Source organism: Sphaerisporangium sp. NPDC049002, from assembly GCF_040649355.1.
GTDB lineage: Bacteria > Actinomycetota > Actinomycetes > Streptosporangiales > Streptosporangiaceae > Sphaerisporangium.
Window position 1 is genome coordinate 1 of sequence record NZ_JBEZFH010000097.1, and the last position, 25,636, is coordinate 25,636.

The 25,636-nt window shown below is 71.3% G+C and carries 26 protein-coding genes; 15 read left to right on the forward strand and 11 right to left on the reverse strand.

Annotated elements, in window-relative coordinates; translation table 11 throughout:
• Positions 1-79: 79 nt before the first annotated feature.
• Positions 80-1,147 carry a cellulose binding domain-containing protein gene (locus AB0B89_RS20035; RefSeq protein ID WP_358554653.1) on the reverse strand — a complete coding sequence of 356 codons (1,068 nt, stop codon included), beginning with the start codon at positions 1,145-1,147 and terminating at the stop codon, positions 80-82.
• Between the two features lie 125 nt (positions 1,148-1,272).
• The gene (locus AB0B89_RS20040; protein WP_358554656.1) at positions 1,273-1,935 is read right to left on the reverse strand and encodes a helix-turn-helix domain-containing protein; all 663 of its coding nucleotides are present in this window, start codon (positions 1,933-1,935) and stop codon (positions 1,273-1,275) included.
• A 48-nt stretch (positions 1,936-1,983) separates the two neighbouring features.
• Between AB0B89_RS20040 and AB0B89_RS20045 the strand changes: the two genes are divergently transcribed.
• From AB0B89_RS20045 to AB0B89_RS20070, 6 genes are all read left to right on the forward strand, one after another.
• The gene (locus AB0B89_RS20045) at positions 1,984-2,934 is read left to right on the forward strand and encodes an NADP-dependent oxidoreductase (RefSeq protein ID WP_358554659.1); all 951 of its coding nucleotides are present in this window, start codon (positions 1,984-1,986) and stop codon (positions 2,932-2,934) included.
• A 1,172-nt stretch (positions 2,935-4,106) separates the two neighbouring features.
• Positions 4,107-5,081, forward strand: coding sequence for an NAD-dependent epimerase/dehydratase family protein (locus AB0B89_RS20050; RefSeq protein ID WP_358554661.1), 975 nt, complete (start codon positions 4,107-4,109; stop codon positions 5,079-5,081).
• The gene (locus AB0B89_RS20055) at positions 5,078-5,653 is read left to right on the forward strand and encodes a GNAT family N-acetyltransferase (protein ID WP_358554664.1); all 576 of its coding nucleotides are present in this window, start codon (positions 5,078-5,080) and stop codon (positions 5,651-5,653) included. The genes AB0B89_RS20050 and AB0B89_RS20055 overlap by 4 nt, the downstream gene beginning before the upstream one ends.
• A 154-nt stretch (positions 5,654-5,807) precedes the next feature.
• Entirely contained in the window at positions 5,808-7,133 is a 1,326-nt protein-coding gene (nhaA, locus tag AB0B89_RS20060) for a Na+/H+ antiporter NhaA (protein WP_358554667.1), read from the forward strand.
• A gap of 49 nt (positions 7,134-7,182) precedes the next feature.
• On the forward strand, positions 7,183-7,947 hold the full coding sequence (locus AB0B89_RS20065) for a hypothetical protein (protein WP_358554670.1): 765 nt from the start codon (positions 7,183-7,185) through the stop codon (positions 7,945-7,947).
• 260 nt (positions 7,948-8,207) lie between these two features.
• Positions 8,208-8,420, forward strand: coding sequence for a hypothetical protein (locus AB0B89_RS20070; protein WP_358554673.1), 213 nt, complete (start codon positions 8,208-8,210; stop codon positions 8,418-8,420).
• 10 nt (positions 8,421-8,430) lie between these two features.
• Here AB0B89_RS20070 and AB0B89_RS20075 read toward each other — a convergent pair whose 3' ends face one another.
• Positions 8,431-9,153: a FadR/GntR family transcriptional regulator gene (locus tag AB0B89_RS20075; RefSeq protein WP_358554676.1), complete on the reverse strand. Its 723-nt coding sequence runs from the start codon at positions 9,151-9,153 to the stop codon at positions 8,431-8,433.
• A gap of 174 nt (positions 9,154-9,327) precedes the next feature.
• On the opposite strand from AB0B89_RS20075, the gene AB0B89_RS20080 reads away from it, so the two are divergent.
• The 4 genes from AB0B89_RS20080 (at position 9,328) to AB0B89_RS20095 (ending at position 13,109) form a co-directional block, all read left to right on the forward strand.
• Entirely contained in the window at positions 9,328-9,906 is a 579-nt protein-coding gene (locus AB0B89_RS20080) for a gluconokinase (protein WP_358554679.1), read from the forward strand.
• A 1-nt stretch (position 9,907) separates the two neighbouring features.
• Positions 9,908-11,290 (forward strand): gluconate:H+ symporter, encoded by a 1,383-nt coding sequence (locus AB0B89_RS20085; protein WP_358554682.1) that lies wholly within the window; start codon positions 9,908-9,910, stop codon positions 11,288-11,290.
• Positions 11,291-11,462: 172 nt separating this feature from the next.
• A complete protein-coding gene (locus tag AB0B89_RS20090; protein WP_358554685.1) occupies positions 11,463-11,945 on the forward strand; it encodes a cation:proton antiporter regulatory subunit in 483 nt (160 codons plus the stop codon).
• A gap of 6 nt (positions 11,946-11,951) precedes the next feature.
• Positions 11,952-13,109 (forward strand): cation:proton antiporter, encoded by a 1,158-nt coding sequence (locus AB0B89_RS20095; protein WP_358554688.1) that lies wholly within the window; start codon positions 11,952-11,954, stop codon positions 13,107-13,109.
• 80 nt (positions 13,110-13,189) lie between these two features.
• Here the strand turns inward: AB0B89_RS20095 and AB0B89_RS20100 are convergent, their stop codons facing one another.
• Positions 13,190-13,618, reverse strand: a complete 429-nt coding sequence (locus AB0B89_RS20100; RefSeq protein ID WP_358554695.1) for an aldo/keto reductase — start codon at positions 13,616-13,618, stop codon at positions 13,190-13,192.
• A gap of 98 nt (positions 13,619-13,716) precedes the next feature.
• Complete coding sequence (locus AB0B89_RS20105) at positions 13,717-13,995, reverse strand: aldo/keto reductase (RefSeq protein ID WP_358554697.1); 279 nt, start codon at positions 13,993-13,995, stop codon at positions 13,717-13,719.
• Positions 13,996-14,069: 74 nt separating this feature from the next.
• Here AB0B89_RS20105 and AB0B89_RS20110 point away from each other — a divergent pair, with 74 nt between their 5' ends.
• Positions 14,070-14,627, forward strand: a complete 558-nt coding sequence (locus AB0B89_RS20110) for a ferritin-like domain-containing protein (RefSeq protein ID WP_358554700.1) — start codon at positions 14,070-14,072, stop codon at positions 14,625-14,627.
• A gap of 40 nt (positions 14,628-14,667) precedes the next feature.
• Here the strand turns inward: AB0B89_RS20110 and AB0B89_RS20115 are convergent, their stop codons facing one another.
• The gene (locus tag AB0B89_RS20115; protein WP_358554703.1) at positions 14,668-16,983 is read right to left on the reverse strand and encodes a phosphoketolase family protein; all 2,316 of its coding nucleotides are present in this window, start codon (positions 16,981-16,983) and stop codon (positions 14,668-14,670) included.
• Between the two features lie 168 nt (positions 16,984-17,151).
• Here AB0B89_RS20115 and AB0B89_RS20120 point away from each other — a divergent pair, with 168 nt between their 5' ends.
• The 3 genes from AB0B89_RS20120 to AB0B89_RS20130 are packed head-to-tail and all read left to right on the forward strand — an operon-like array spanning position 17,152 to position 19,667.
• Entirely contained in the window at positions 17,152-18,081 is a 930-nt protein-coding gene (locus AB0B89_RS20120) for an ABC transporter ATP-binding protein (protein WP_358554706.1), read from the forward strand.
• On the forward strand, positions 18,081-18,863 hold the full coding sequence (locus AB0B89_RS20125) for an ABC transporter permease (protein WP_358554709.1): 783 nt from the start codon (positions 18,081-18,083) through the stop codon (positions 18,861-18,863). The genes AB0B89_RS20120 and AB0B89_RS20125 overlap by 1 nt, the downstream gene beginning before the upstream one ends.
• 3 nt (positions 18,864-18,866) lie before the next feature.
• Positions 18,867-19,667, forward strand: a complete 801-nt coding sequence (locus tag AB0B89_RS20130) for an ABC transporter permease (protein WP_358554712.1) — start codon at positions 18,867-18,869, stop codon at positions 19,665-19,667.
• 35 nt (positions 19,668-19,702) lie between these two features.
• Here AB0B89_RS20130 and AB0B89_RS20135 read toward each other — a convergent pair whose 3' ends face one another.
• The 3 genes from AB0B89_RS20135 to AB0B89_RS20145 all read right to left on the reverse strand — a co-directional run bounded on the left by AB0B89_RS20135 (position 19,703) and on the right by AB0B89_RS20145 (position 21,272).
• Positions 19,703-20,023, reverse strand: a complete 321-nt coding sequence (locus AB0B89_RS20135) for a DUF952 domain-containing protein (RefSeq protein WP_358554715.1) — start codon at positions 20,021-20,023, stop codon at positions 19,703-19,705.
• A 245-nt stretch (positions 20,024-20,268) separates the two neighbouring features.
• Positions 20,269-20,952, reverse strand: coding sequence for a TetR family transcriptional regulator (locus AB0B89_RS20140; RefSeq protein WP_358554717.1), 684 nt, complete (start codon positions 20,950-20,952; stop codon positions 20,269-20,271).
• Complete coding sequence (locus AB0B89_RS20145; protein ID WP_358554720.1) at positions 20,949-21,272, reverse strand: multidrug efflux SMR transporter; 324 nt, start codon at positions 21,270-21,272, stop codon at positions 20,949-20,951. Before AB0B89_RS20145 ends, AB0B89_RS20140 begins: the two co-directional genes overlap by 4 nt.
• Before the next feature lie 188 nt (positions 21,273-21,460).
• On the opposite strand from AB0B89_RS20145, the gene AB0B89_RS20150 reads away from it, so the two are divergent.
• On the forward strand, positions 21,461-22,447 hold the full coding sequence (locus tag AB0B89_RS20150) for a radical SAM protein (protein ID WP_358554723.1): 987 nt from the start codon (positions 21,461-21,463) through the stop codon (positions 22,445-22,447).
• A gap of 261 nt (positions 22,448-22,708) precedes the next feature.
• Here AB0B89_RS20150 and AB0B89_RS20155 read toward each other — a convergent pair whose 3' ends face one another.
• Both AB0B89_RS20155 and AB0B89_RS20160 read right to left on the reverse strand, forming a co-directional pair.
• Complete coding sequence (locus AB0B89_RS20155; protein ID WP_358554726.1) at positions 22,709-23,914, reverse strand: Ig-like domain-containing protein; 1,206 nt, start codon at positions 23,912-23,914, stop codon at positions 22,709-22,711.
• 290 nt (positions 23,915-24,204) lie between these two features.
• Positions 24,205-25,636 (reverse strand): AAA family ATPase (locus AB0B89_RS20160; RefSeq protein WP_358554729.1); only part of this gene is annotated, 1,432 nt, incomplete at its 5' end.

A 25,636-nucleotide genomic window follows, 5' to 3' on the forward strand; every position in this document is an offset into this window, starting at 1 on the left:
AAGGGAGAAAGCGCCCGGCCCACGGCGTACGCGTCGATGCTCGGCAGGGCGGTGAGAGCCGGGATCAGGAAGCGCCGCATCACCTCGGCGGCGCCTCCAGGTCGATGTCCACCCCGTCGAACCCATAGCTCCCCATCAGGGCGTAGGCGCTGTCGGCGAACGCCGTCGCCGCCTGCGAACTGGACACCTGTACCCGGCCGAGTTCTCCGCCCACCGACAGGATGACCTTCTTGCCTCGGGCGTGCAGGGCCTGGATGTCGGCCTTGAACTGGTCCTCGGTGTAGCCGCCGACCGCCGCCGACAGTTCCGGGTCCAGGTGGAAGGAGACCTGGCCCGCGGTGGAGGTCGCCTCGGCGAAGGCCACGGCGATCAGGTCGTACTCGGCCGGCACCGCGCTGAGCTTCAGTTCGACGGCCGGGTTGACGAAGTTGTGCCAGTAGCCGGTGAGGAAGTGCTTGGGAAGGGGCCCGCCGCCGGCACACCCGGTGGTGGTGGCGGACACCGGGTCGCCGGCGGGGGACTCGCCCTGGGCGTTGTAGGCCCTGACCGTGTACGTGTGGCTCTCGCATGTGCCCAGCGAACCAATGGTCGCGGTGGTGCCGGTGACGGTGGACTTGACGGTGGTGCCCTCGTACACGCGGTATCCGGTGACGGTGCCGCTGGAGGCCGCCCAGGACAGCGCGATCGAGGAGGCCGTGGCCGTCGCGGCGGGCGTGCCGGGCTTGCCGGGGACGGTGGGGGTGGTCACGCCGCCGCAGGAGGCGCCGTTGAGCGTGCAGTTCGCCGGTACGGCCGAGCCGGGGGCGGCGATGAATCCGAAGGTGACCGAGGCGCCGGGCGCGATCGTGGCGTTCCAGCCGAGGCCCGTGAAGGTGAACCGCTGGCCGCTGCGGGACATCGAGGCGTCCCAGGAGGAGGTGACCGTGGCGCCGGAGGGCAGGTCGAAGGCGACCGACCAGCCGTTGATCGGGGTGGTGCCGCCGTTGTTGACCGTGTAGGCGCCCTGGAACGCCGACCCCCATTCGGAGGTCTTGACGAAGGTCGCGGTGGGGGACGCCGCGCTGGCGGTCCCGGGTGTGAGAAGTACGGTCGCCGTGGACACAAGGAGGGTGAGGAGCAGGACGAGGGGGTTTCGTTTGAGGCGCATGGGGGGGTCCTCAGCCTGGTGGGGGGAGGGGCGCGAGCAACCCTTTCTTTTAAGAAAGTTTCCTAAGAGTTGCCGTGATCGTAGCCTCGGCGCCGCCCCCTCACAAGGCCTAAGCCGGCGCGCCCCTACCGGTGCGGCGAAGCGTTCGCCTGCATATGTGCCATGTCAGCCCTGGACAGCGGCAGCCGGACAGCGGGCGGAAGCGGCCTGGAGACGGGGTTCGCCTGCAGCGACTGGATCACCATGGCCGCGAATCGACGCGACGCCGCCACCCTCATCTCGGGTGTCTCGGCGCGGATGCCCTCGTTCGCCATGAGCACCAGGGTGAGGTCTTCCAGTACGAAATCTCCCCGCAGGGCGCCCGCGTCCTTCGCCCGGCGCACCAGTTCGAGCAGCATGCGCAGCGTGCGATCGTGGTCCGCCGCCAAGCCGGCCGCCTGAGAAAGCTGCGAGGTGAACGCCCGGGCGAACCCCCGGTCGAGGGCATGGACCTCCATCAGCTTCTCGATCACCAGGCACAACCCCATCCACGCGTCGCCTGCCGCCGCACCCTCAGCCACGATCTCCGAGCATGAGGCCATCTGCTGGGCGAAGGCCTCGGTCAGCAACGCCTCCTTGGTCGGGAAGTGCCGGTAGACGGTCGCGACACCGACCTCGGCGCGACGGGCGATCTCCCGGATCGGCACGTCGACACCCTCGGCGGCGAAAGCCGCGCGAGCGACGATGAGGATGCGCTCACGGTTGTCGCGGGCGTCCGAACGCAGCGTCGCTACCACTTGGGCCCTCACCGCTCTCACTTTAATCAACCGGACGGGGTGCTCCGTTACGGTCGTCGAATGAGATCAATTCAATTCACCCGGTACGGCCCGCCCAGCGTTGTGCATCTCGCCGAGGTGCCGGAGCCGCACGCCGGGCCGGGTGAGATCCGCATCGCCGTGCGCGCCTCCGGAGTCGCGGCCGGGGAGGTGCGCATCCGTTCCGGGGCGCTGCGCGAGGTGGTGCCCGTGACGTTCCCGTTCCGGACCGGGTTCGACGCCTCGGGTGTGGTGGACGAGATCGGCGACGGCGTCACCGGTGTGGTCGTCGGCGACGAGGTGTTCGGCATGAGCACGTCGACCGCACGCGGTACCAATGCCGACTTCGCGGTCCTCGCCACCTGGGCATCCAAACCGGCCGGATGGAGTTGGGAGGAAGCCGGCGCCGCCGCCGGCAGCGCCGAGACGGCCACCCGGGTCCTCGACCGATTCATGGTCGAGGCCGGGAACACCGTGCTCATCCAGGGCGCGGCCGGCGCGGTGGGCACGATCGCCGTCCAGATGGCCGTCGCCCGCGGCGCCACCGTCATCGGTACCGCGAGCGAGCGCAACCACGACTTCCTGCGCTCCCTCGGCGCCGCACCGACGACGTACGGGGCGGCGCTCGTCGAACGGGTCCGCGCACTGGCGCCAAAGGGGGTGCACGCGGTGTTCGACTGCGCCGGAGGGTCGCTGCCCGACCTCATCGCCATCGCCGGGGACCGGGCCCGGGTGGTGACGATCGCCGACATGACGGCGGGGGCTCACGGTGTACACATGTCACACGGAGCGCCGGCCGACGACACCCGCGCGGCCGTGGGAGCCGCCGCCGACCCGTTAGCGGTGCACGGCCTCGCGATCGCGGTCACGCTCGCCGGCGAGGGCCGACTGAAGGTTCCGATCGCGGCGGCGTTCCCGCTCGCCGAGGCCGCAGCCGCACACCAACTGAGCGAAAGCCGCCACGCCCGCGGAAAGATCGTGCTGGTGAACTGATCCCTACCGCTTGGCCACCGGCTGACCATCAAAACCGGCAAGAACGCCGGCCGACACCCCTCAGTAGCCTCGCCCTACCGAGCACTGGCCGACAACGACGGGGGAGGCAGCGTGATCTCGGGGGAGTGACCTTCGGTCAACGCAGGTGACGCGGCGGATCACGGCCCGGCCGGGGGGAGCGGCTTGGGCGACCTGTTGGACGTGCTGGTTCCGGGCTCGGACCTGCTCGTCGACGAAGGACCCCGGCCGGTCCAGAGCGCTGATCGCGCGTGTCATCCGCCTCGGACACCGAAGTGGAGTGCCTGCCAGGTGACGTTCTCGCCGATTCTCACGCGACCGGCGGTCACTCCACCGAACACCCTTCTCCGACGAGACAGGACATTCCCTCGGGTGTGAGGCGGTCTCGCGCGGAGGAGAGGGTATCTCCCAAGTGATGCATAAGTGCGATTATGCATGAAACAGGTGAGGAAGGGCTGGTGGGACGCGTTCGGACGCCGGCCATCGCCTGGATCTTTCCGGTGAGGATTCGCGGTTGGATCCGCAGTGGATCGCCGCCCGCTTACGGTCGGCCGCCCGGTCGGCGGCAGGTCCGCGGCAGGTCGGCGCTTGAGGATCATCGCCGGTGACGGGCTGGTTTGCGGATCTTGGCATGTGGATCTTGGTGGGCCCCGAAGAGCCGATCTTGGAATCGTCCCCTGCGAGAGCAGACGAGGGGTGATGGGCGCCGGGCCCCGGCGCCCATCACTTGTCGTTCGCCTCGGCCCGGCGCGGAGCGCGCGACCACCGCCATGACCCCTGCTGGGACGGATCGCACGTTCCTCTCTAACCGTTCAGAAGCTGCATTCTGTATGGTTACGGATTTGTCGGTATATACAGCCATTGTCGAGTCGCGTCCTGCGATCACCTCGGTGTTGCGGTCACCTCGGTGGACGTCGGCGTCGGAGGCGTGCCGGACGGTGGCGATGGCGGTCGCAGTCACTCCTCCTGCACAGGCCTGTTAAGCGCGCAGGCCGCCACCACTCCCCTGGGCCGCCCGCACATCCCTTACGCGACTCCGTCACGCCATCGGCCGATTGCGAAAAGTGTTCGAAATCGTCCTAGGTGGGCTTCCCCCGGGTGTCGCGGCGGCCGTGTTCGGGGTTTGTCGTAGGGGGCCCGTAGCATCGGGCGTCATGCGGGTGCTGGTTTTGGGTGGAGGGTCGTTCGTCGGCCGCGCGATCGTGGACGATTTCCTGCGGGGCGGTCATGAGGTGACGCTGTTCAGCCGAGGTCGCACCGGGGCCGGGTTGTTCCCGGGGGTGCCGCGGCGGGTGGGTGATCGTGACTCCGGTGACTACGCGTCGCTGCGCGAGGGTGTCTGGGACGCGGTGGTCGACGTGAGCGCGTACGTGCCGCGCCATGTGCGGCAGGCCGGTGAGGTGCTCGGTGACCGGGCCGGGCGGTATGTGTTCATCTCCAGCAACGCGGTGTACCGGCCGGGTGGCGGGCCCGGGTCCGATGAGGACGCGCCGCGTCTGCCGCCGGAGCGCGATACCGAGGTGATCGATGGGGCGACCTATGGGCCGCTCAAGGTGGCTTGCGAGGACGAGGTGCTGGCCCGGTACGGGCGGCGGGCGACGATCGTCCGCCCGGGGATCGTGGCCGGTCCGTACGATCAGCAGGATCTGTTCACCTACTGGGTGCGGCGGGCGGCGCGCGGCGGGCGGGTGGCCCTGCCGGGGGATCCCGGGCAGCCGGTGCAGGTGCTCGACTCGCGTGATCTGGCCCGCCTGGTGGTGCTGTTGGTGACCGGTGACCGGCCGGGGGTCTTCAACGCGGTGGGGCCGGCCGAGCCGGTGACGCTGGGTGGGCTGATCCAGGTGTGCGCGGCGGCGGCGGGCAGCCGGGTCGAGGTGGTGCCGGTGCCGCCTGGTGCGGTGCCTGGCGGGTTTCCGCTGGTGCGGGCCGATCCGGTCTGGGCTTTGACGTTTCAGCGGAGTGCGGCGCGGGCGCGGGCGGCGGGCATGCCGGCGACCCCGCTTGAGGTCACGGCGGCCGATGTGCTGGCCTGGGATCGGGGGCGGGGCGAGCCGCCGTTGTCGGAGGGGCCGTCCGCGCAGGAGGAGGAACGGTTGCTGGCCGGTGCCGGGTGGGAGGTCGGGGCGTGACCGTCGTGCTGCATGTCGCCGCCGGTGAGGGGGGTCCGGCGTTGCTGATGCGGCCTTGGGCCGAGCGGGACATCCCTGAGTTGATCGAGGTCTACCGTGATCCGGTGATGCGCCGGTGGACCCGGTTTCACGTCACCGATGAGCAGGACGCGCGGCGGTGGCTGGAGATCCAGCGGGTGGGCTGGAGTGGGGGCGGGCGGCTGAGTTTCGCGGTCCTTGAGGAGGCCGAGCCAGGGTCGGGGGTCCTTCGCCTGGTCGCCAACGTCGCGTTGAAGGGGCTCACCCCTGGTGGGGCGGGTGCGGAGGTCGGCTACTGGACCGCTGCGGCCGCGCGGGGGCGGGGTGTGGCCGGCCGGGCCCTTGAGCGGATGACGACATGGGCCTTCGAGGCGTTCGGCGGTGGTGGGCTCAGGTGTCTGCGGTTGCTCCATCAGGTCGACAACCTGGCCTCGTGCCGGGTGGCGGGCAAGTGCGGGTACGTCCTCGCGGGTGTGCTTCCCGCTCGTCCTCCGTTCCCGCTGGAGGGGCACGTGCACGCGCGGTACGCCCCGGACGGTTCCACCGCCGTATGAGGTTGTTGCTTTCGTGAGCGCGCTTACCTGCTGTTGAGGTGGGCCTCTCCCCTCCCCCGGTGGCGTCGTGGTGGGGATGGGGGCCGGTAGGGTGGGGCGAGGTGCGCCGGGAAGTCTGGTCGGCAGTGGATCCGCCTATTGACCGGGAGCGCCCATGACCGACGCCTCGCACCGCACGCCGGGATTGCTCACGCGGGGGTCGTGGGCCGAGGCGCGGCGGGTGGCCGCCATCTTGCGCGAGGAGACCGTTGGCGGGGCGTTGCTGCTGGCCGGTGCGGTGGCGGCGATGGTGTGGGCGAACTCTCCGTGGTCGGGCGGTTATGAGGCGTTGCGCTCGTTCAGGTTCGGGCCGGCGGCGGTGCATCTGGATCTGGAGGTGGCCGCCTGGGCGGCCGACGGGCTGCTGGCGATCTTCTTCTTCGTCGCGGGTCTGGAGCTGAAGCGCGAGTTCGTTGCGGGTGATCTGCGTCAGGTGCGCAGGGCGGTGGTGCCGGTGGCGGCGGCGGCCGGTGGTGTGGTCGTCCCTGCGGTGCTGTATCTGCTGTTCACCGTGGGTGCCGGTGCGGGGGCGGCGCGGGGGTGGGCGATCCCTACGGCGACCGATATCGCGTTCGCGCTGGCGGTGCTGGCGGTGGTCGGCCGGTTCCTGCCTTCGGCGTTGCGGACGTTCCTGCTCACTTTGGCCGTGGTGGATGACCTGATGGCCATCGTCATCATCGCCGGGTTCTACTCCTCGCAGTTGTCGGTGGTGGCGCTGGCGGGTGCCGTGGTGCCGTTGGCGCTGTTCGCGGTGCTGGTGCGGCGGGGGGTGCATCGGTGGTGGGTGCTGGTGCCGCTCGCGGGCCTGACGTGGGCGCTGGTGCATGCCTCGGGGGTGCATGCGACGGTCGCGGGTGTGCTGCTGGCGTTCACGGTCCCGGTCGCAGGGCCGGGGTCGGTCACGGTGGCGCCCGCCGGGCCGGGTGGGGATGGTGGGCGGGTGGATGAGGTGGGGCCGGCGGAGCGTTTCGAGCACCGGTTGCGGCCGATCTCGGCGGGTGTGGCGGTGCCGGTGTTCGCGTTCCTGTCGGCGGGGGTGGTCGTGGGCGGGCCGGGTGGTCTGGTGGAGGCCCTGACCGACCCGGTGGCGGTGGGTGTGGCCGTCGGGCTGGTCGCCGGGAAGCCGCTGGGCATCATGGCCGCGACCTGGTTGGTGGCCCGGTTCACCCGCGCCGATCTGGACGAGGGTCTGACCTGGGTCGATGTGCTGGGGCTGTCGGTGCTCGGCGGCATGGGGTTCACGGTGTCCCTGCTCATCGGGGAGCTGGCGTTCGGGGCGGGCGGGGGGCGCGGCGACCATGTCAAGATCGCGGTTCTGGCGGGGTCGTTGACGGCGGCGTTGCTGGCCGCTGTGGTCCTTCGGTTGCGGAACCGGGCTTACCGGCTCATCCACGAGGCCGATGCGGCCGTGCTGGGAGGGCGGGATGGTGCGGTGGAGTGAGACAAGCGGGGTGGGGCGACGGCTGGACCGAAGGGGGTGAGGGGGTGTGGTGAAGGTCCGGCTGGCGCGGGAGGTGGCGGTGCGGTGGGTCGCCGAGCACGCCGCCGGGGTGCCGGGGTTCGCGGGGGCGTTCCTGAGCGGGTCGGCGACGTGGCTGCCCGGTGAGGCCGAGCTGCCGCCGACCTCCGACGTGGACGTCATGGTGGTGACCTCCGGGTCGCGGGCTCCGGCCAAGCTGGGGAAGTTCTCCCGTGAGGGGGTCATGGTGGAGGTCACGTACCTGCCGTGGGATCAGATCGGGTCGGCCGAGGCGGTGCTGGGGTCCTGCCACCTGGCGGGGGGTCTGCGGGGTGGCAACGTCGTCGCCGATCCCACGGGGCGGTTGACCGTGTTGCAGGCGCGGGTCGCCGAGGGGTACGCGCGGCGCCGGTGGGTGCGGGCGCGGTGTGAGGACGCCGAGCGCAGGATCGTCGCGGGCCTTTGTTCGGTGGAGGTCTCGGCGCCGCCGCATGACCAGGTGATGGGGTGGCTGTTCCCGGCGGGGGTGAGCACGCATGTGCTGCTGAGCGCGGGGTTGCGTAATCCCACTGTCCGGTTGCGGTACGTGGCGGTGCGTGGGCTGCTCGCCGACTACGGCCGGCTGGAGTTCCATGAGCGGTTGCTGGAGTTGCTGGGGTGCGCGGGGATGACGGCCGCGCGGGCCGGGCATCATCTGGCGGCGATGGCGCGGGTGTTCGACGCCACCGTGCCGGTGGCCAGGACGCCGTTCTTGTTCTCCTCCGACATGGCGGCCAACCCGGGGATCCGCGACTGATCTTGCGGCCGGTCTTGCGCGGCCGGTTGTCGGGGAGGTTCCGCCGTCCTTCGGCCCGGCGGGGGTACTCCGGTATGGAGATCTGATGGCCTTCCGCGTGTCCCGGTACAGGTCATGGGGGTGCGGGTACGGCTGGGAGCATGGAGCGTTCCGAGGACCACGGCCGCGAGCCCGGGGCCCCGCCAGATCACCGCCGTCGTCCCGGCCGGGAGGGTCGGCCGCCGTCGCCTGGCCCCGGCCGGACCGGCATGCGGCACCGGGTGTCGCGTCCGCCGGGTGTCCGGCTGGTCGCCGCCTGCGCCGGTGTGGTCGTCTTCGTGGTGCTGGCCGTCTATGGGGCGGTGCACCAGGCCTGGCTGTTGTTCTTCGCCGGCTGCGTGCTGACCGCCCTCACTGTGGCGTACGCGATCGTGGAGGGCGAGCGGTGGCGGCGGGGCGATGACGGCCCCGAGCCGGGTGACCACCAGCTCTGATCTCAGGTCGTCAGGGGTCTGAGGGGCTTTGGGCGGCGAGGATGGCGCGGTTGGCCTCCTCGACGATGTCGCGCATGGCCCGCTCGGCGGCTGCGGGGTCGCCTGCCTGCACGGCCTGGGCGACCTCGGCGTGCCGGCGGATCGCCGCGGGCTCGGGGTGGGCGGGCATCAGGTGGTGGTGGGTGCGGCCGGCCAGTACTTCGGCGACCAGGTCGGTGAGCGCGCCCAGCATCTCGTTGCCGGAGGCCTCCAGCAGGGTGCGGTGGAAGGCGATGTCGGCGGCCAGGTAGGCCGGAAGGTCGCCGGATCTGCCGTGCACGGCCATCTGCATGACGGCGCCGGTGAGCATGCCGCACTGCTCGGGGGTGGCGTGCCGGGCGGCCAGGCCCGCGGCCACCGGTTCGACGCCGCGCCGCAGGTGTCCGAGGGAGGACAGCAGTTCGTCGCGGTCGTCGCCGTCGAGGCGCCAGCGGATGACGCGGGGGTCGAACAGGTTCCATGCCGTCCGGGGGGCGATGGTGACGCCGACGCGGCGGCGGCTGGTGACCAGGCCCATGGATTCAAGGACGCGGATGGCCTCGCGGATCACCGACCGGGACACCCCGAAGCGGTCTTCGAGTTGCTCGATCCTGAGCACGTGACCGGGGGGGAACGCGCCGGAGGTGATGAGGGCGCCGAACGCGTCGAGGACGCCGGCGTGCAGGCCCGCACTGATCTGGTCTTTGGTTCCCACGGTGGCCCATCTTCCCATGGTGAGCGGGTTCTGCGTCCCACGAGGCCAAAAGGTATGATTAATTGGGCATTACCTCTTGATTACGGCTGATTATTCGTGACACCCTGTCGGGCAGTTCCACCCGAGAGGCTCCCTATGAACCCCACCGATCCCCCGCCCCCGACTTTCCCGGCCGTGCCGTTCCAAACCTTCGCGGCGCCGCTGCTGGTCGTCATGGGGGTGACCGGCTCCGGCAAGACCACCGTCGGAGTGGCCCTGGCCCAGCGGCTGCGGGTGCCGTTCGGCGACGCCGACGGCTTCCACAGCGCGGCCAACGTGGCCAAGATGTCGGCCGGTGTCCCGCTGGAGGACGCCGACCGGCTGCCGTGGCTGCGTTCGATCGGCGCCTGGCTGGCCGGGCACGTCTCCGCCGGCGGGGTGGTGAGCTGCTCGGCGCTCAAGCGCTCCTACCGCGATGTGCTGCGTGAGGCGGCGCCGGGCGTGGGTTTCGTCCACCTGCACGGCGAGCAGGAGGTGGTGCGGCGGCGGGTGGCGGGCCGTCCGGGGCATTTCATGCCCGCTTCCCTGGTCGCCTCGCAGTTCCAGACGCTGGAGCCGCTGGAGCCCGACGAGCGCGGCGTGGTGCTGGACCTCGGCAGGTCCGTCGACGAGCTGGTGGAGGACTACCTGGCCGCCGCGCCCCTTCCCGAGTCCCCGCCGATGATCCCGCCGCCTCCCGCGGCCCCGCCTCCCCTCGCGGGCGAAGGAGACTGAGATGGCCCCCGCGCTGTTCGCCCTGGCCGCGCCGGAGACGGCCGTTTCGACCGGGCGGCTGCTGCCCGCGGCGCTGATCGGCATCGCGCTGATCGTCGTGCTGATCACCCGGTTCCGGTTGCGCCCTTTCCTGAGCCTGACGCTCGGGTCGCTGGCGGTGGGCGCGGTCGCGGGCCTGCCGATGGCCGATGTGATCACGAGTTTCACCGGCGGGTTCGGCAGTACGGCCGCGGGTGTGGGCACGCTGATCGCGCTGGGGGCGATGTTCGGCAAGCTGCTGGCCGACTCCGGCGGGGCCGGTGAGATCGTGGACACCATCGTCGGGCGCTCGGGCCCGCGTTCCCTGCCGTGGGCGATGGCGGCGGTGGGCGCGCTGATCGGCCTGCCGATGTTCTTCGAGATCGGGCTCGTGCTGCTGATGCCGGTGGTCTTCTTGGTGGCGCGCCGTTCGGGGTTGTCGCTGGTGCGGGTGGGTGTCCCGGCGCTCGCCGGTCTTTCGGTGATGCACGGGCTGGTGCCGCCGCACCCGGGGCCGCTGGTGGCCGTCGACGCGCTCAAGGCCGACCTCGGTATCACGCTGGGTCTTGGGGTGCTGATCGCGGTGCCGACGGTGGCGATCGCCGGTCCGCTGTTCGCCCGGTTCGCCGCGCGGTGGGTTGATGTCCCGGCGCCGGAGCTGTTCGAGGGGCGGCGCGATGAGGGCGGGGCGCAGGTGCGGCGGCCCTCGTTCGGCGTCACGGTGGCCACCGTTTCACTGCCGGTGGTGCTGATGATGGGCAAGGCGGTGGCCGATCTGCTGGCCGCCGAGGGGAGCGTGGTGCGTTCGGCGCTGGACTTTTTCGGCACTCCTTTGGTGGCGCTGCTCATCGCGGTCCTGGTGGCGATCTTCACGTTGGGGCGTGGGGCGGGCATGGACCGCAAGGCGCTGGCCGCTTCTTTGGAGGGGGCGCTGCCGCCGATCGCGGGCATCTTGCTGATCGTGGCGGCGGGCGGCGGGTTCAAGCAGACGCTGGTCGACAGCGGCATCGGCAAGCTGGTGGCCGACTGGGTGCAGAGCAGCGGCCTGTCGGTGCTGTTGCTGGCGTGGCTGGTCGCGGTGCTGATCCGCCTGGCCACCGGGTCGGCTACGGTGGCCACCGTCACCGCCTCGGGGATTTTGGCGCCGCTGGTCACCACGCTGGACACCGGGCAGACCTCGCTGCTGGTGCTGGCCGTCGGCGCGGGGTCGCTGTTTTTCTCCCATGTCAACGACGCGGGGTTCTGGCTGGTCAAGGAGTATTTCGGTCTGAGCGTGGGCCAGAACCTGAAGACCTGGTCGGCGATGGAGACGGTGATCTCGGTGGTCGGGCTGGTGTTGGTGCTCGCGGTGAGCCTGGTGGTGTGAGGGCCGCCCGGCGCGCATGTGGTCGCCGCCGGGCCTGAAGATCGCGATGGGCTTCCGGTGTGCTCGCCTCGTGCTAACCTCACAGGCGTTCGTCCTGGTATGTGGATTTATATCCCGTTGCCGGGGTGGGCGCGGGCAACGGTTGTCGTACAGCTGAATGGGGCGAGGCTCGGTGGAGATCGAACAGACCGCACTGCCGGGCATAGGGCTCAAACACGAGTTCACCACCCAGTCCGGCCGCAGGGTCGCCGTGGTCTCCCACCGCGGGGGCCGGCGCGACCTGGTCATCTACGACCGCCACGACCCCGACCGGGCGTGTGAGGCGATCCAGCTGAACGACGAGGAGGCCGACGCGCTGGTCGAGCTGCTCGGCGCCCCCCGCATCGTCCAGCGGCTCAACGCCCTGCACCGCGAGGTCGAGGGGCTGGTCAGCGTGCAGCTGCCGATCCTGCCCGACTCCCCCTACGCCGAGCGGCCGATGGGCGACGCCCGCGTGCGCACCCGTACCGGCGCCTCCATCGTGGCCGTCGTCCGGGGCGGGCAGGTGCACGCCAGCCCCAACCCCGACTTCCCGCTCGCCAGCGGGGACGTGGTCGTGGTGGTGGGCAGTCCCGAAAGCACCTCCGCCGTCGCCGACATCCTTACCCACGGATAAGCCGGCGTGCACACGGCGACACTTTTCATCGAGCTCGGCGGTATCGTCCTCGCGCTCGGCGTGCTCGGAGCACTGGCGCTGCGTGCCGGAATCTCCCCCATCCCGCTGTACCTGCTGGCCGGGCTCGCGTTCGGCCAGGGCGGCATCCTGCCCCTGGCGACCAGCGAGGACTTCATCGCCGTCGGCGCCGAGCTCGGGGTCGTGCTGCTGCTGCTGACCCTTGGCCTTGAGTACAACGCCGACGAGCTGGTCACCAGCCTGCGCGGCAACGCCCGGGGCGGCCTGGTCGACCTGGTGCTCAACGCCGCGCCGGGCGCGGTGGCCGCCGTGGTGCTCGGCTGGGGTCCGGTCGCGGCGGTGGCGATGGCCGGGGTGACGTACGCGACCTCCTCCGGCATCACCGCCAAGGTGCTGTCCGACCTCGGGTGGATCGGCAACCGCGAGACCCCGGTGGTGCTGTCGCTGCTGGTCTTCGAGGACCTGACGATGGCGTTGTACCTGCCGATCCTCACCGCGATCCTGGCCGGGGTGAGCCTGATGGGCGGCGCGATCACCGTCGCGATCGCCCTGGCCACCGTCAGCGTGGTCCTTTTGGTCGCGCTGCGTTACGGCCGGTGGATCGAGGCGTTCGTGGCCAGCCCCAACTCCGAGGTGCTGCTGCTGAAGGTGATGGGCCTGGCCCTGCTGGTGGCGGGCGTGGCCCAGCAGCTGCAGGTGTCGGCGGCGGTCGGGGCGTTCCTGGTCGGCATCGCGCTGTCGGGCGAGCTGGCCCACGAGGCGCGGGCGTTGCTGATCCCGTTGCGTGACCTGTTCGCCGCGGTGTTCTTCGTGTTCTTCGGGTTGCAGACCGACCCGGCGGCGATCTGGCCGATGGCCGGTACGGCCGCGCTGCTGGCCCTGATCAGCATGGTGACCAAGCTGGCCACCGGCGTGTACGCCGCGCGCCGGGCGGGCATCGCCAGGGCCGGTCAGGCCCGGGCGGGTATCGCGCTGATCCCGCGCGGCGAGTTCAACATCGTCATCGCCGGGCTGGCGGTGGCGGCCGGGGCGCATCCGGATCTCGGGCCGCTGGCCGCGGGGTACGTGCTGATCCTGGCGGCGTTCGGGCCGCTGGCGGCCCGGCTGCTCCAGCCGCTCATCGCGGTGGTCGCCCGCCGGGCCTGACCCCTGCTGCCCGGTGATCGGCGGTTCCGCTCAGGCCGCGGCGCGCTCGGGCGCCGGGCGGCGCCGGAGGGCGGGGTCGGTCAGCGCCGGCGGGCTCCAGGCCCCGTCCGGGTGGCGGGCGTCGTGCCGGGTGGCACGATCTCGTCGATCCGGTCGAGGGTGGCGTCGTCCAGGGTGAGCGAGGCGCCCTTGAGCAGTTCCTCCAGTTGCCGCATCGTGCGCGGCCCGGTGATCACCGAGGTGACGGCCGGGTGCGCCGCGGCGAAGGCCACGGCCAGTTCGGGCAGTGAGCGGCCGATGCCGTCGGCCACCTCGATCAGCCGTTCGACGAGGTCGAGCTTGGCGGCGTTCACCGGTAGGGCGGGGTCGAAGCGCGCGGGGGTGAGCGCGGCGCGGCCGGTGGACAGGTCGGCGGGACGGTCCTTGCGGTACCTGCCGGTGAGAAAGCCCGAGGCCAGGGGGCTCCAGGTCAGTACCCCCATGCCGTAGCGCCGGCAGACCGGGAGCACCGAGGATTCGATTCCCGGAAGTGCACCTTGGTGGCGAGCACGACCTCATCACGGCGGCCTTGGAGCGCCTTCCCCACGATCTGCTCGGACTCGCCCGCCTAGTACATGTCGGCGGTGTCGACGAAGTTGATCCCCTGGTCGAGGGCGGCGTGGACGATGCGGGCGCACTCCTGGTGGTCGGGGTTGCCGGCGGAGCCGAACATCATGGTCCCGAGGCAGTGGGCGCTCACCTCGATGCCGGTGCCGCCGAGGACGCGGTAGCGCATGGTCGTGCTCCCTTGCTGGTCGTCGCGGGTACGCGCGCGGGCCGGGCCGTTCGGCCCGTCAGTGGCCGGCGGCGGCTCGTACCCTAGGTTCTGGAGCGGACTCCAGGTCAAGTCCCTTCCCGCCCAGACGGGCGAACCGGACACTGGTGTGCATTTCCGGCGTCTGGGGCGGGTACATCGACCACATGGCCGAGTTTCTGACGGATATCCAGGCCCTGCGTGATCGCGCGCGGGCGGAGATCGACAAGGGGCCCGTGACGAGCGCCTACGGCGCCGACCTGCCGCGGGTCATCCAGGTGTGCAACGAGGCCCTGGCGACCGAGATCGTGTGCGTCCTGCGGTACAAACGGCACTACTACACCGCCACGGGCATCCACGCCGAGCCGGTGGCCAAGGAGTTCCTGGAGCACGCCGCCGACGAGCAGCGGCACGCCGACATGCTGGCCGGCCGCATCTCCCAGCTGGGCGGGGACCCCGACTTCGACCCGGCCAGGCTGAGCACCCGGGCGCACACCCAGTACGACGGGAGCCTGGACCTCATCGAGATGATCAAGGAGGATCTGGTCGCCGAGCGGGTCGCCATCGCCTCCTACACCGAGATCGCCCAGTGGATCGGCGACGGTGACCCCACCACCCGGCGGGTGTTCGAGGAGCTGCTGGCCGACGAGGAGGACCACGCCGACGACCTGGCCAACCTGCTGGAGCGGCTCCCGTCTCAGATCGGCGGGCGCGGCGGGTCCTGAGTCTTTCCCGCCGCGGCGGGAAAGACTCACCGGCGCGGGGTCAGTGGGACCAGGCCCAGTCGCGGATCTCGGGGGCGTCCTCGCCGTGCTCGCGGGTGTGGGCGCGGGCGCGGGCCCGGGCGTCGGCCATCTCCTGCCGCAGGTGGGCGCACCGCTCCCCCAGCCCCGGCACGCGGTCGATGACGTCGATGACCAGGTGGAACCGGTCGATGTCGTTCATCATCACCATGTCGAACGGCGTGGTGGTGGTGCCCTCCTCCTTGTACCCGCGCACGTGCAGGTTCTCGTGGCCGTTGCGCCGGTAGGTGAGGCGGTGGATCAGCCACGGGTAGCCGTGGAAGTTGAAGATGACGGGTTTGTCGGTGGTGAACAGGGCGTCGTAGGCCGGGTCGGGCAGCCCGTGGGGATGCTCGGTGGAGGGTTGCAGCCGCATCAGGTCGACGACGTTGACCACCCGTACCTTCAGGTCGGGCAGGTGGCGGCGCAGCAGGTCGGCGGCGGCCAGCACCTCAAGGGTGGGCACGTCGCCCGCGCAGGCCAGCACCACGTCCGGCTCCTGGCCCTGGTCGGTGGAGGCCCACGGCAGGATGCCAAGGCCCCGGGTGCAGTGCGCCACGGCCTCGTCCATGGACATCAGGTCCAGCACGGGCTGCTTGCCTGCGACCACGACGTTGACGTAGTCGCGTGAGCGCAGGCAGTGGTCGGCCACCGACAGCAGCGTGTTGGTGTCCGGCGGCAGGTACACCCGTACCACGGTGGCCTTCTTGTTGACCACCACGTCCAGGAAGCCGGGGTCCTGGTGGCTGAACCCGTTGTGGTCCTGGCGCCACACGTGCGAGCTCAGCAGGTAGTTGAGCGAGGCGACCGGGCGCCGCCACGGGATGTGCCGGCAGGCCTCCAGCCACTTGGCGTGCTGGTTGAACATCGAGTCGACGACGTGGATGAACGCCTCGTAGGAGTTGAACAGCCCGTGGCGCCCGGTGAGCAGGTAGCCCTCCAGCCAGCCCTGGCACAGGTGCTCGCTGAGCACCTCCATCACCCGGCCGTCGGGCGCGAGGTTCTCGTCGGTCGGCAGCCGCTCGGCCGTCCACGCCCGGTCGGTGACCTCGAACACCGCCGACAGCCGGTTGGAGTCGGTCTCGTCGGGTCCCATCAGCCGGAAGTCGGCGGGGTTGGCGGCGATGACGTCGCGCAGGAACCCGCCGAGGACCCGGGTCGGCTCGGTGGTGGCGGTGGCCGGGGCCTTGACCTCGGTCGCGTAGTCGCGGAAGTCGGGCAGCACCAGCGGCTTGAGCAGCTCGCCGCCGTTGGCGTGGGGGTTGGCGCTCATCCGGCGCGGCCCGCCGGGCACCAGGGCGTCGATCTGCCCGGAGGGGACGCCGTCGCGGCCGAACAGCTCCTCGGGCCGGTAGGAGCGCATCCACTCCTCCAGCGCCGCCAGGTGGCCGGGGTCGTCGCGCACGCCGGCCAGCGGCACCTGGTGGGCGCGCCAGGTGCCCTCCACCGCGTGCCCGTCGACCTGCTTGGGCCCGGTCCACCCCTTGGGCGTACGCAGGACGATCATCGGCCAGCGGTCGCCGGAACCGGCCTTGACCTCGGCGATCTGGTCGAACACCGTGTCCAGGGTCTCGGCCATCAGCCGGTGGGTGGCCGCCGGGTCGTCACCGGCGACCACGTGCGGGCGATAGCCGTACCCCTCCATGAGCTTGAGCAGCTCCGGCTCGGGGATCCGCGCCAGCACGGCCGGGTTCGCGATCTTGTACCCGTTGAGGTGCAGGATGGGCAGGACGGCGCCGTCCCTGGCCGGGTTGATGAACTTGTTGGAGTGCCAGCTGGTGGCCAGGGCGGCGGTCTCCGCCTCGCCGTCCCCGATGACGCAGGCGACCACCAGGCCGGGGTTGTCGAACGCGGCGCCGTAGGCGTGGGCCAGGGAGTAGCCGAGCTCGCCGCCCTCGTTGATCGACCCGGGGGTCTCGGGGGCGGCGTGGCTCGGGATGCCGCCCGGGAAAGAGAACTGGCGGAACAGGTGCGCCATCCCGGGCTCGTCGCGGGAGACATAGGGGTAGATCTCCGAGTAGGTGCCCTCCAACCAGGCGTGCGCGACCGTGGCGGGGCCGCCGTGCCCGGGACCGGCGATGTAGATCATGTCGAGGTCGCGCTGTTTGATGACCCGGTTGAGGTGCGCGAAGCAGAAGTTCAGACCTGGCGTGGTGCCCCAGTGCCCGAGCAGGCGCGGTTTGATGTGCTCGGGCCGCAGTGGTTCGCGCAGCAACGGGTTGTCAAGCAGGTAGATCTGGCCGACCGACAGGTAGTTGGCGGCACGCCAGTAGGCATCGATTAGCTCCAGCTCGTTCATGCCTATGAGGGTTCCCGCCTGGCGGGGGATATGCCAGAGACGTTGGTCCTCAGCTGCCGCCGCCGTGTCGCGGCGCACCCGGCCAGGGTGACAGGGTGCCGGAGTCGAGCCGCGGGAGCGGAAAACCGGTTGCGGGAATGTCGGTCGGGTTCGTTAGGGTTCTGCTCCGTGCCAGAACAACCTCTGATCCACGCGCGTGGCCTGGTGAAACGCTTCGGCGGCTTCACCGCGGTCGACGGCATCGACATCGACGTGGCCCCCGGCGAGGCGTTCGGCTTCCTCGGCCCCAACGGCGCCGGCAAGTCCTCCACGATGCGCATGATCAGTTGCGTGTCGCTGCCCACGGCCGGTGAGCTTCGCATCCTCGGCATGGACCCCGCACGCCAGGGCGCCGAGATCCGGGGGCGGCTCGGCGTCTGCCCGCAGCTGGACAACCTCGACCCCGACCTCAGCGTCCGGGAGAACCTCACCACCTACGCCCGCTACTTCGGCATCCCCCGGCCCGAGGCCCGCCGCCGGGCCGAGGAGCTGCTCGACTTCGTGCAGTTGGCCGACCGGGCGGGCAGCAACGTCGAACCGCTGTCGGGCGGCATGAAGCGCCGGCTCACCATCGCCCGGGCCATGGTGAACAACCCCGACATCGTCCTGCTCGACGAGCCCACCACCGGCCTCGACCCGCAGGCCCGCCACCTTCTGTGGGAGCGGCTGTTCCAGCTCAAGCGGCGCGGCACCACGCTGGTGCTCACCACCCACTACATGGACGAGGCCGAGCAGCTGTGCGACCGGCTGGTGGTCATGGACGGCGGGCGCATCGTCGCCGAGGGGTCGCCCCGCTCGCTCATCGAGACCTACTCCACCCCCGAGGTCGTCGAGCTGCGCTTCGGCGACGAGCGCCCCTCGGAGCTGGCCGGAAAGCTCGCCGGCGTCGGCGAGCGCATCGACCCGCTGCCCGACCGGCTGCTGGTGTACGCCGCCGACGGCGACGCCGTCACCGCCGAGGTCCACCGGCGCGGGCTCGTCCCCTCCAGCGTGCTGGTGCGCCGCTCCAGCCTGGAGGACGTCTTCCTGCACCTCACCGGCCGCACCCTGGTCGACTGATGGCCTCCCTCACCCTCCCGGTCTCCGCGCGCTCGACGCTGGCGGTGCTGGAGCGCGCCCTCACGCTGTACCGTCGGCTGTGGCGGGCCTCGGCGTTCTCCTCCTTCGTGCTGCCGGTGCTGTTCCTGGTCAGCATCGGTGTCGGGGTCGGCGGCCACGTCGGCCTGATCGGCGGGGTCGACTACCTGTCGTGGATCGTCCCGGGCGTGATGGCCTCCACCGCGTTCCAGATGGCGGTCGGCGAGTGCACCTACCCGGTCCTCGGCGACTTCAAGTGGGTGCGGGCCTACCACGCGATGCGCGCCACCCCTGTCGAGCCCGGCGACATGATCCTCGGCTGGCTGCTGTACATCCTGCTGCGCGTCACGGTGGCGGTGGTGGTGTTCCTTGGGATCACCGCAGTGTTCGGCGCGCTGCACTCCCCCTTCGCCCTGGTCACGCCGCTGGTCTGCGCGCTGGTGGCGCTCGCGGCGGCGGCGCCGACCATGGCGTTCGCGGCCACCATCGAGCACGACAGCTACTTCGCGCTGCTGTTCCGCTTCGTCCTGATCCCCTCGACCCTGTTCGCCGGGGTGTTCTTCCCGGTCGAGCAGCTTCCCCTCGCCGTCCGGCCGCTGGCCTACCTGTCGCCGCTGTGGCACGGGGTCGAGCTCGACCGGGCCGCCACTTTGGGCACCGCTCCCCCGTGGCCGATCGCCGCGCACCTGGCCTACCTGGTGGTGTTCGCCGCGGCCGGCGCGGCCTGGGCCGTCCACGCCTTCCGCAAGCGACTTCAGGACTGACACATGGTGACCACGATGCTCGCCACCCGGATCTCCCCCCGCCGGGTGGGCGCGGTGATCAACCGCAACGTGGGGGCGCTGCGCTCGGGCCCGTCCTACTGGCTGGTGCTGGTGTCGGGCCTGCTGGAGCCGCTGCTGTACCTGCTGTCCATCGGCGTCGGGGTCGGCGCCCTGGTCGGCGACCTGCGGGTCGGCGGGCGCACCCTTGACTACGCCACGTTCGTCGCCCCGGCGATGCTGGCGGTGGCGGCGATGTCCGGCGCCCTGGCCGAGACCACCTACAACTTCTTCTTCAAGATGAAGTACCAGAAGACCTTCGACGCCATCTTGGCCACGCCGGTGCGGCCGTTCGAGATCGCGCTCGGCGAGCTAGGCTGGGCCATGTTCCGGGGTTCCCTCTACACGGGGGTCTTCGTGATCGTCATGGTCGTCCTCGGGCTGGCCGCGCCGCTGTGGGCGCTCGCGGCGTTCCCCGCCACGATGCTGGTCGGGCTGGCGTTCGGGTCCCTCGGCATGGCGGTGAGCACCCTGATGCGCGGCTGGCAGGACTTCGACCTGATGTCCACCGGCCAGTTCGCCCTGTTCCTGTTCTCCGGCACCTTCTCCCCGGTCGGCGACTACCCGGTGGCCCTGCAGGTGCTCATCCAGGCCACGCCGCTCTACCAGGCGGTCGAGCTGGTGCGGGGCCTGGCCATCGGCGACCCGGGCTGGGGCCTGCTCGGGCACGCCGCCTACCTTGTGGCGATGGTCGTCGGCGGCCTGCTGTTCGCCGCCCGGCGGCTGCAGCGGGTGCTGTGCGTGTGAGGTGCCGCACGTTGTGAGGGGCGGGCGGGCGGGGGTCAGCCGGGGAAGGGGGAGACCGCGACGACCGCCTCCACCGGGAGCGGGCCGTAGATGTGCGGGAACGCCTCGTCGGCGCCGGGCGGAACCTCGAAGATCACCGGGCAGTCCAGCAGGGCCTGGTCGACGGTCAGCACGGCCAGCGGCGCGGTGACCCCCGTGTAGTACCGTTCGGCCACCCCGCGTAACTGGTCCAGGTCGGCGCACGCGTGGATGTACCCCTCCTCCTCAAGGGTCCGCCCGAGCGTGGAAACGCGGTACTCACCGGCTTTTTCGGCGTCGGCCCAGTCGTCGGCCAGCGCGAGGTGAAGGATCGTCACCGGCCCAGCGTAGATCAACCCGCTGCCGGCGGCGCCGCCAGGGGAGCCCGCGCTCCCCGGCTGATTGGTTTCGCACGCCGCGTATGCTCCAACCTTCACCTTGATGCGATGGTCAACGCGACACGTGTGAGGTGGACCACACGCGCGTCGGAGAGCTGGCGATCACCGGTCCGGCGGCGACCGGGAACCCGGCGTGCCGCGCCCGCCCCCGCGGGAACACCCTTGAGGGCCGGGCGGCGGGCGCCTCAGGTGCCGGGCAGGGCGCGCAGGGCGCGCAGGGTCTGGGCGAGGAGCGTGCGGGCTTCGAGGGCGGCCCCGGGGCGGCCTTCGACCAGGTGCTCCATCCACAACCCGGCCAGCAGCACGCCGACCGTCCGGGCCGCCGGTCGCCCGCAGGGGTATCCCGTGCGGCGGAGCGTTTCGGCGACGACGGTGTCGCATCCGTCGGTCCAGTCGCGGGCGAGCGCCTGGAGCGCCGGGTCTCGGCCGGCCTGCAGGTACAGCTCCCACAGGCCGAGCCGGCGCAGCCGGTCGGCCTCGCCTGCCGGCCCGGCCCGGGGTCCCATCGCCAGCGACAGGGCGGTGGCCAGGTCCTCGGGGGTGGGGCGGCCGGTGAGGGTCTCGGCCCGGGCGCGCATGCCGTCCAGCTCGTCGGCGATCAGCAGGGCGAAGGCCTCGGCGACCAGCTGGTCGCGGGAGGTGAAGTAGTAGGTCGTCGCGGCCAGCGGGAGCCCGGCCCGCCGGGCGACCGCCCGGTGGGTGACGGCGGTGAAACCCCCCTGCTCCAGCAGGCCCACCGCGGCCGCCAGTAGCGCGGCGCGACGTCGCCGGCCGCGTTCCTGGGCCGGCCGGGCGGCGGCCGGGGGTTCGGGGGTGATCGCCGAGCCCGTGGTGTCCTCGGCCTGTGAGGCGGCCCTCGGGGCGGTCAATGCGCGCCCGCCAGGTTGAGCAGCACGACACCGCCGATGATCAGCAGGATCCCGGCGACCTTGGCCAGGCTCATGGCCTCTCCGAGGAACACCGCTCCGATCACGGCGATGGCCGCGGTGCCGGCGCCCGCCCACACCGCGTAGGCGACGCCGACCTCCATCTGGAGCTTCAGGGCGCGCGCCAGCAGGACGAACGAGGCCAGGTAGCCGATCGCCACCACCACCGTCCAGCCCTTGTTGGCGAAGCCGTCACTCAGCTTGAGCGCCGAGGTGGCGAGCACCTCCGAAGCGATCGCCCCGGCAAGCAGCAACCACGGCATGAACCGGCCCCCCTCGTCATGACCGGCGCAACGGACCGGTACATGCGTACCACTTTAGCCGGTGGGGCGCCCCACCAGAGGGCGAAGGCCGGATGGGGCGGCGACCGTCCCGGGAACGCCGATCGGTCCCCTCGCGGGCGTGGTGAGATCGCTTGCGTGGGTATCGAATACGTGTTCCACTGTTGGTCATGCGTTTCGACGCCCTTCCCCTTGTCGAGAACACCCTTGCGGCGCGCCCCAAGATCGAGCGGCGGGCGGTTCGCCGGACCTCCGGTGACACGACCTTCTACGAGGTGCGGGCGCGCACGATCATCGACCAGGTGCCGGCGGCCATCGGGCTCGACCTGTCCTTCGCGGTCAGCCCCTACCGGGGATGCGCCCACGCCTGCCTCTACTGCGCGGCCCGCAGCTCCCACCGCTACCTCGGGCTGGACGGCGAGCGCGACTTCGGCTCGGCGATCGTGGTCAAGACCGACGCGGCCCGGCGGCTGCGGGCCGAGCTGGCCTCGCCGCGCTGGGCGGGCGAGGTGGTGGGCATCGGGCTGAGCGGTGACTGCTACCAGGACGCCGAGCGGGTCTACCGGCTGATGCCCGGCATCGTCGCCGCGCTGAGGGACGCCGGCAACCCCTTCCGGGTGATGACCAAGAGCACGCTGATCCTGCGTGACGCCGAGCTGCTCGCGGAGGCGGCCGAGGTGGCCGAGGTGGAGGCGCGGGTGTCGGTCGGCTTCGTCGACGACCGGCTGCGCCGCGCGGTGGAGCCGGGGGCGCCGAGCGCGCAGAAGCGCCTGGAGCTGGTCGCCGAGCTGGGCGAGCGCGGGGTGCCGTGCGGGGTCCTGATGGGGCCCGTCCTGCCGTGCCTGACCGACTCGGAGGACCAGCTGCGGGCGGTGGTGCGGCGCGTCGCCGAGGCCGGCGCGGTGAGCCTCACGCCGATGGTGCTGCAACTGCCCGCGGGGGCCCGCGAGTGGTACATGCGGTGGCTGGCCGAGGAGCATCCCCGCCTGGTGCCGCGCTACCAGGAGCTGTACGGGCGTGAGCCGCGGGCCGCCGAGGACTACCGGCGGCGGGTGGCCGGGCGGGTGGCCGGGCTGGCCCGGCTGTACGGCATCGGGGCGCGGCGCGAGCCGTGGCGGCCCCGGCGTTCCGCCGACCGTCAGCTGGCCCTGCTGTGAGGACCAGCTCGACCTTGGCGGTGCGGCCGGTGCTTGGGGAGGCCGGCACCAGGCGGCGATCAGGAGTCCCGAGGCGCCGCCCAGGCCCATCCGGGCACCGAGCCGCGGTTCATGTCGCAGGGCCGCTGCTGCTGAAGGAGCCCTTGCGTCTCGACCGGCCCGACGGCGCGTACTCGCCCGTGGAGGTGGCCGCCCGGCCGGGGGCTCGGGTCCCGCCGTCTAGGCCCTCCACGCGGGCCGGCCTGACGTCCCTGGGGGGCGTCAGGCGTCCAGGGCGCTGCCCTTCTTCCACTGCTTGAACGGGAGCTGCCAGTAGCCCCAGCCGTTGTTCCACTCCAGCGCCCGGTTCGTGCCGACGATCTTGACGATGTCGCCGCGGTGGAAGTTGTCGTAGAACCACTTTGCCTGGTCGGGGCGGGCGTTGACGCAGCCGTGGCTGACGTTGGCGCGGCCCTGGGAGCCGACCGACCACGGGGCGCTGTGGACGTACTCGCCGCTGTTGGAGATGCGCACGGCGTGGTCGACGATCTCCTTGTAGTAGCCGGGGTCGCCTTCCTTCTTCCCGGGGGAGATCATGGTGACCGGGTTGCCCCGTTCCATGGTCAGGTGGATGCCGTTGGTGGTGGTGTACTCGCGGGTGGTGGCCTTGCCGGCGCTGATCGGCATCTTCTGGACGACCTTGCCGTCCTTGCGGACGACCATCGTGTGGCTGCGGGTGTCGACGCTGCTGATCCAGGCCGCGCCGATCTTCATCGTGGTGGCGTAGTTCTTGACGCCGTAGGTGTCCTTGCCGGCGCGCACGCCCTCCAGGCGGGCGGCGAAGCGCACCTTCTGGTGGGCGGGCCAGTACTTGGCGGGCCGGTAGATGACCAGCGAGTCGTCGATCCACCGCCAGGCGCCGGTGACCGGCTTCTCGGCGGTGACCTCCAGCGACTCCTCCACGGCCTTCTTGTCGCCGACCGGCCTGCTGAACCTCACCATGATCGGCATGCCGACGCCGACGGTCTCGCCCTTGACGTTCGGCGTGATGTCGGTGATCCGCAGCTCCTGGGCGGGCTTGAGCGTGGTGAAGGTGCTGGTCGCCTCGGCCGGGCCGCCTGGGCCGGTGGCCTTGGCCGAGACGGTGTAGCTGCTGGAGGGCTTCAGCGGGCCCTTGGAGACCCACTTGGTGTGCCCGGCGTCGAACTCGCCCTTGAGGGTCTTGCCGTCGGCCTGGACGGTGACCTCCTCCAGCTCCCCGTTGCCGGCGGTGACCACGACGCTCTTGTCGGGACGGACCTTGCCGGCGCCCTTCGCCGGGCTGATCTTGATCAGGGGGGCGGGCGTCGCCGGGGCGCTCGTGCCGCCCCCGCCGGGGCCCGACGAGGATGGCCCGCCGCCACTGGAGCACGACACCATCAGCAGGCCGGCGGTGACCACGGCCAGCCCGGCGATCGGTGTCCTCAGACGATGACGAAAGTCCCGCACAGACCTCTCCCCCACGGCGGCAAAGTGCAATGAAAAAACCCTAATAGGGATTGCCAGTCGAACGCACATCTTTTGGGCGAGTTAGATCACATTTCGGTCACCTTGAACTGGCAATGCGGACCAGGAAAGCCACCCGAGGCCGTCAAGAAGATCCAATGAGATTGTCAGGGTATGGGCCGGTCAAAGGGCCTGCGGATGCGCACGCCGAGAGGGTTCGCCGCGAAACGGCCCGATCATGCGAACCGGCCGGCGGCCGTCACGGAACCGTCACCGGCCCGATGCGGGAGGGGTCAGCCCTGGCCGAGCCGGTGGGTGAGGCTGGTGTGCCGGCGCCCCGCTCCGCGCGTCCGTACGGCCTGTGCCAGCGCGCGGCGGGAGCCGACGAGCACCACGAGTTTCTTGGCGCGGGTGACCGCGGTGTAGAGCAGATTGCGCTGCAACATCATCCAGGCGCTGGTCGCCAGCGGGATCACCACCGCGGGATATTCGCTGCCCTGCGAACGATGGATGGACACCGCGTAGGCGTGCGCCAGCTCGTCCAGTTCGTCGAAGGCGTATTCGACGCTCTCGTCCTCGTCGGTGAGGACGGTGAGTTTGCTTTCCTCCGGGCGCAGATCGGTGACCACGCCGACGGTGCCGTTGAACACCCCGGCGACGCCCTTGTCGTAGTTGTTCCGCAGCTGGGTGACCTTGTCGCCGATCCTGAACACCCGGCCGCCGTAGCGCCGTTCGGGCATGCCCTCGCGGGAGGGCGTCAGCGCCTCCTGCAGGGCGTTGTTGAGGTTTCCCGCGCCGGCCGCGCCGCGGTGCATCGGGGCGAGCACCTGCACGTCACGGCGGGGGTTGAGGCCGAACTTGCGCGGGATGCGCCGTGCCACCACATCGACGGTGAGCGCGGCGATCTCCTCGGGCTCCTCGCAGGGGAACAGGAAGAAGTCGCCCATGCCTTCGAGCGCCGGATGCAGCCCGGTGTTGATGCGGTGGGCGTTGACCACCACCCCCGACCGCTGGGCCTGGCGGAAGATCTGCGTGAGCCGCACCCGGGGCACGACGTCGGCGGCGAGCAGGTCGCGCAGCACCTCGCCGGCGCCGACCGAGGGCAGCTGGTCGACGTCGCCCACGAACAGCAGGTGGGCTCCGGCCGCGACCGCCTTGACCAGCTTGTTGGCCAGCAGCAGGTCGAGCATGGACGCCTCGTCGACCACCAGCAGGTCGGCGTCCAGCGGGTTGTCACGATCGAAGGTGGCCTCGCCGCCCGGGCGCAGCTGCAGCAGCCGGTGGACGGTGGTGGCCTCATGGCCGGTCAGCTCGGCGAGCCGCTTGGCGGCCCTGCCGGTGGGGGCGGTCAGGATGACCTTGGCCTTCTTGGCGCGGGCCAGGGTGACGATGGAGCGCACGGTGAAGCTCTTGCCGCAGCCGGGGCCGCCGGTCAGCACGGCCACCTTGGAGGTGAGCGCCAGCCGCACCGCCTCGGACTGCTCGGGGGCCAGGTCGGCGCCGGTGCGGGTGCGCAGCCAGGCCAGCGCGGCCGGCCAGTCGACCCCGCCGAAGGCCGCCAGCCGGTCGTGGCCGGAGTCCAGCAGGCGCCGCAGGCCGCCCGCCAGCGACAGCTCGGCGCGGTGGAAGGGCGGGGACCGCGACCTGCTGTCCCTGATGGTCTGACGGGAGCCGCAGTGCCCCGGCTCGCGATCGCCCCCGAGGTCCCCCAGGACCTCGACGCGC

Bases quoted from the DNA above. Each gene is read 5' to 3' on its own strand.
- AB0B89_RS20035 (WP_358554653.1), bottom strand. From the start codon at position 1,147: ATGCGCCTCAAACGAAACCCCCTCGTCCTGCTCCTCACCCTCCTTGTG.
- AB0B89_RS20045 (WP_358554659.1), top strand. From the start codon at position 1,984: ATGAGATCAATTCAATTCACCCGGTACGGCCCGCCCAGCGTTGTGCAT.
- AB0B89_RS20050 (WP_358554661.1), top strand. From the start codon at position 4,107: ATGCGGGTGCTGGTTTTGGGTGGAGGGTCGTTCGTCGGCCGCGCGATC.
- nhaA (WP_358554667.1), top strand. From the start codon at position 5,808: ATGACCGACGCCTCGCACCGCACGCCGGGATTGCTCACGCGGGGGTCG.
- AB0B89_RS20085 (WP_358554682.1), top strand. From the start codon at position 9,908: ATGGCCCCCGCGCTGTTCGCCCTGGCCGCGCCGGAGACGGCCGTTTCG.
- AB0B89_RS20110 (WP_358554700.1), top strand. From the start codon at position 14,070: ATGGCCGAGTTTCTGACGGATATCCAGGCCCTGCGTGATCGCGCGCGG.
- AB0B89_RS20115 (WP_358554703.1), bottom strand. From the start codon at position 16,983: ATGAACGAGCTGGAGCTAATCGATGCCTACTGGCGTGCCGCCAACTAC.
- AB0B89_RS20125 (WP_358554709.1), top strand. From the start codon at position 18,081: ATGGCCTCCCTCACCCTCCCGGTCTCCGCGCGCTCGACGCTGGCGGTG.
- AB0B89_RS20130 (WP_358554712.1), top strand. From the start codon at position 18,867: ATGGTGACCACGATGCTCGCCACCCGGATCTCCCCCCGCCGGGTGGGC.
- AB0B89_RS20145 (WP_358554720.1), bottom strand. From the start codon at position 21,272: ATGCCGTGGTTGCTGCTTGCCGGGGCGATCGCTTCGGAGGTGCTCGCC.
- AB0B89_RS20150 (WP_358554723.1), top strand. From the start codon at position 21,461: ATGCGTTTCGACGCCCTTCCCCTTGTCGAGAACACCCTTGCGGCGCGC.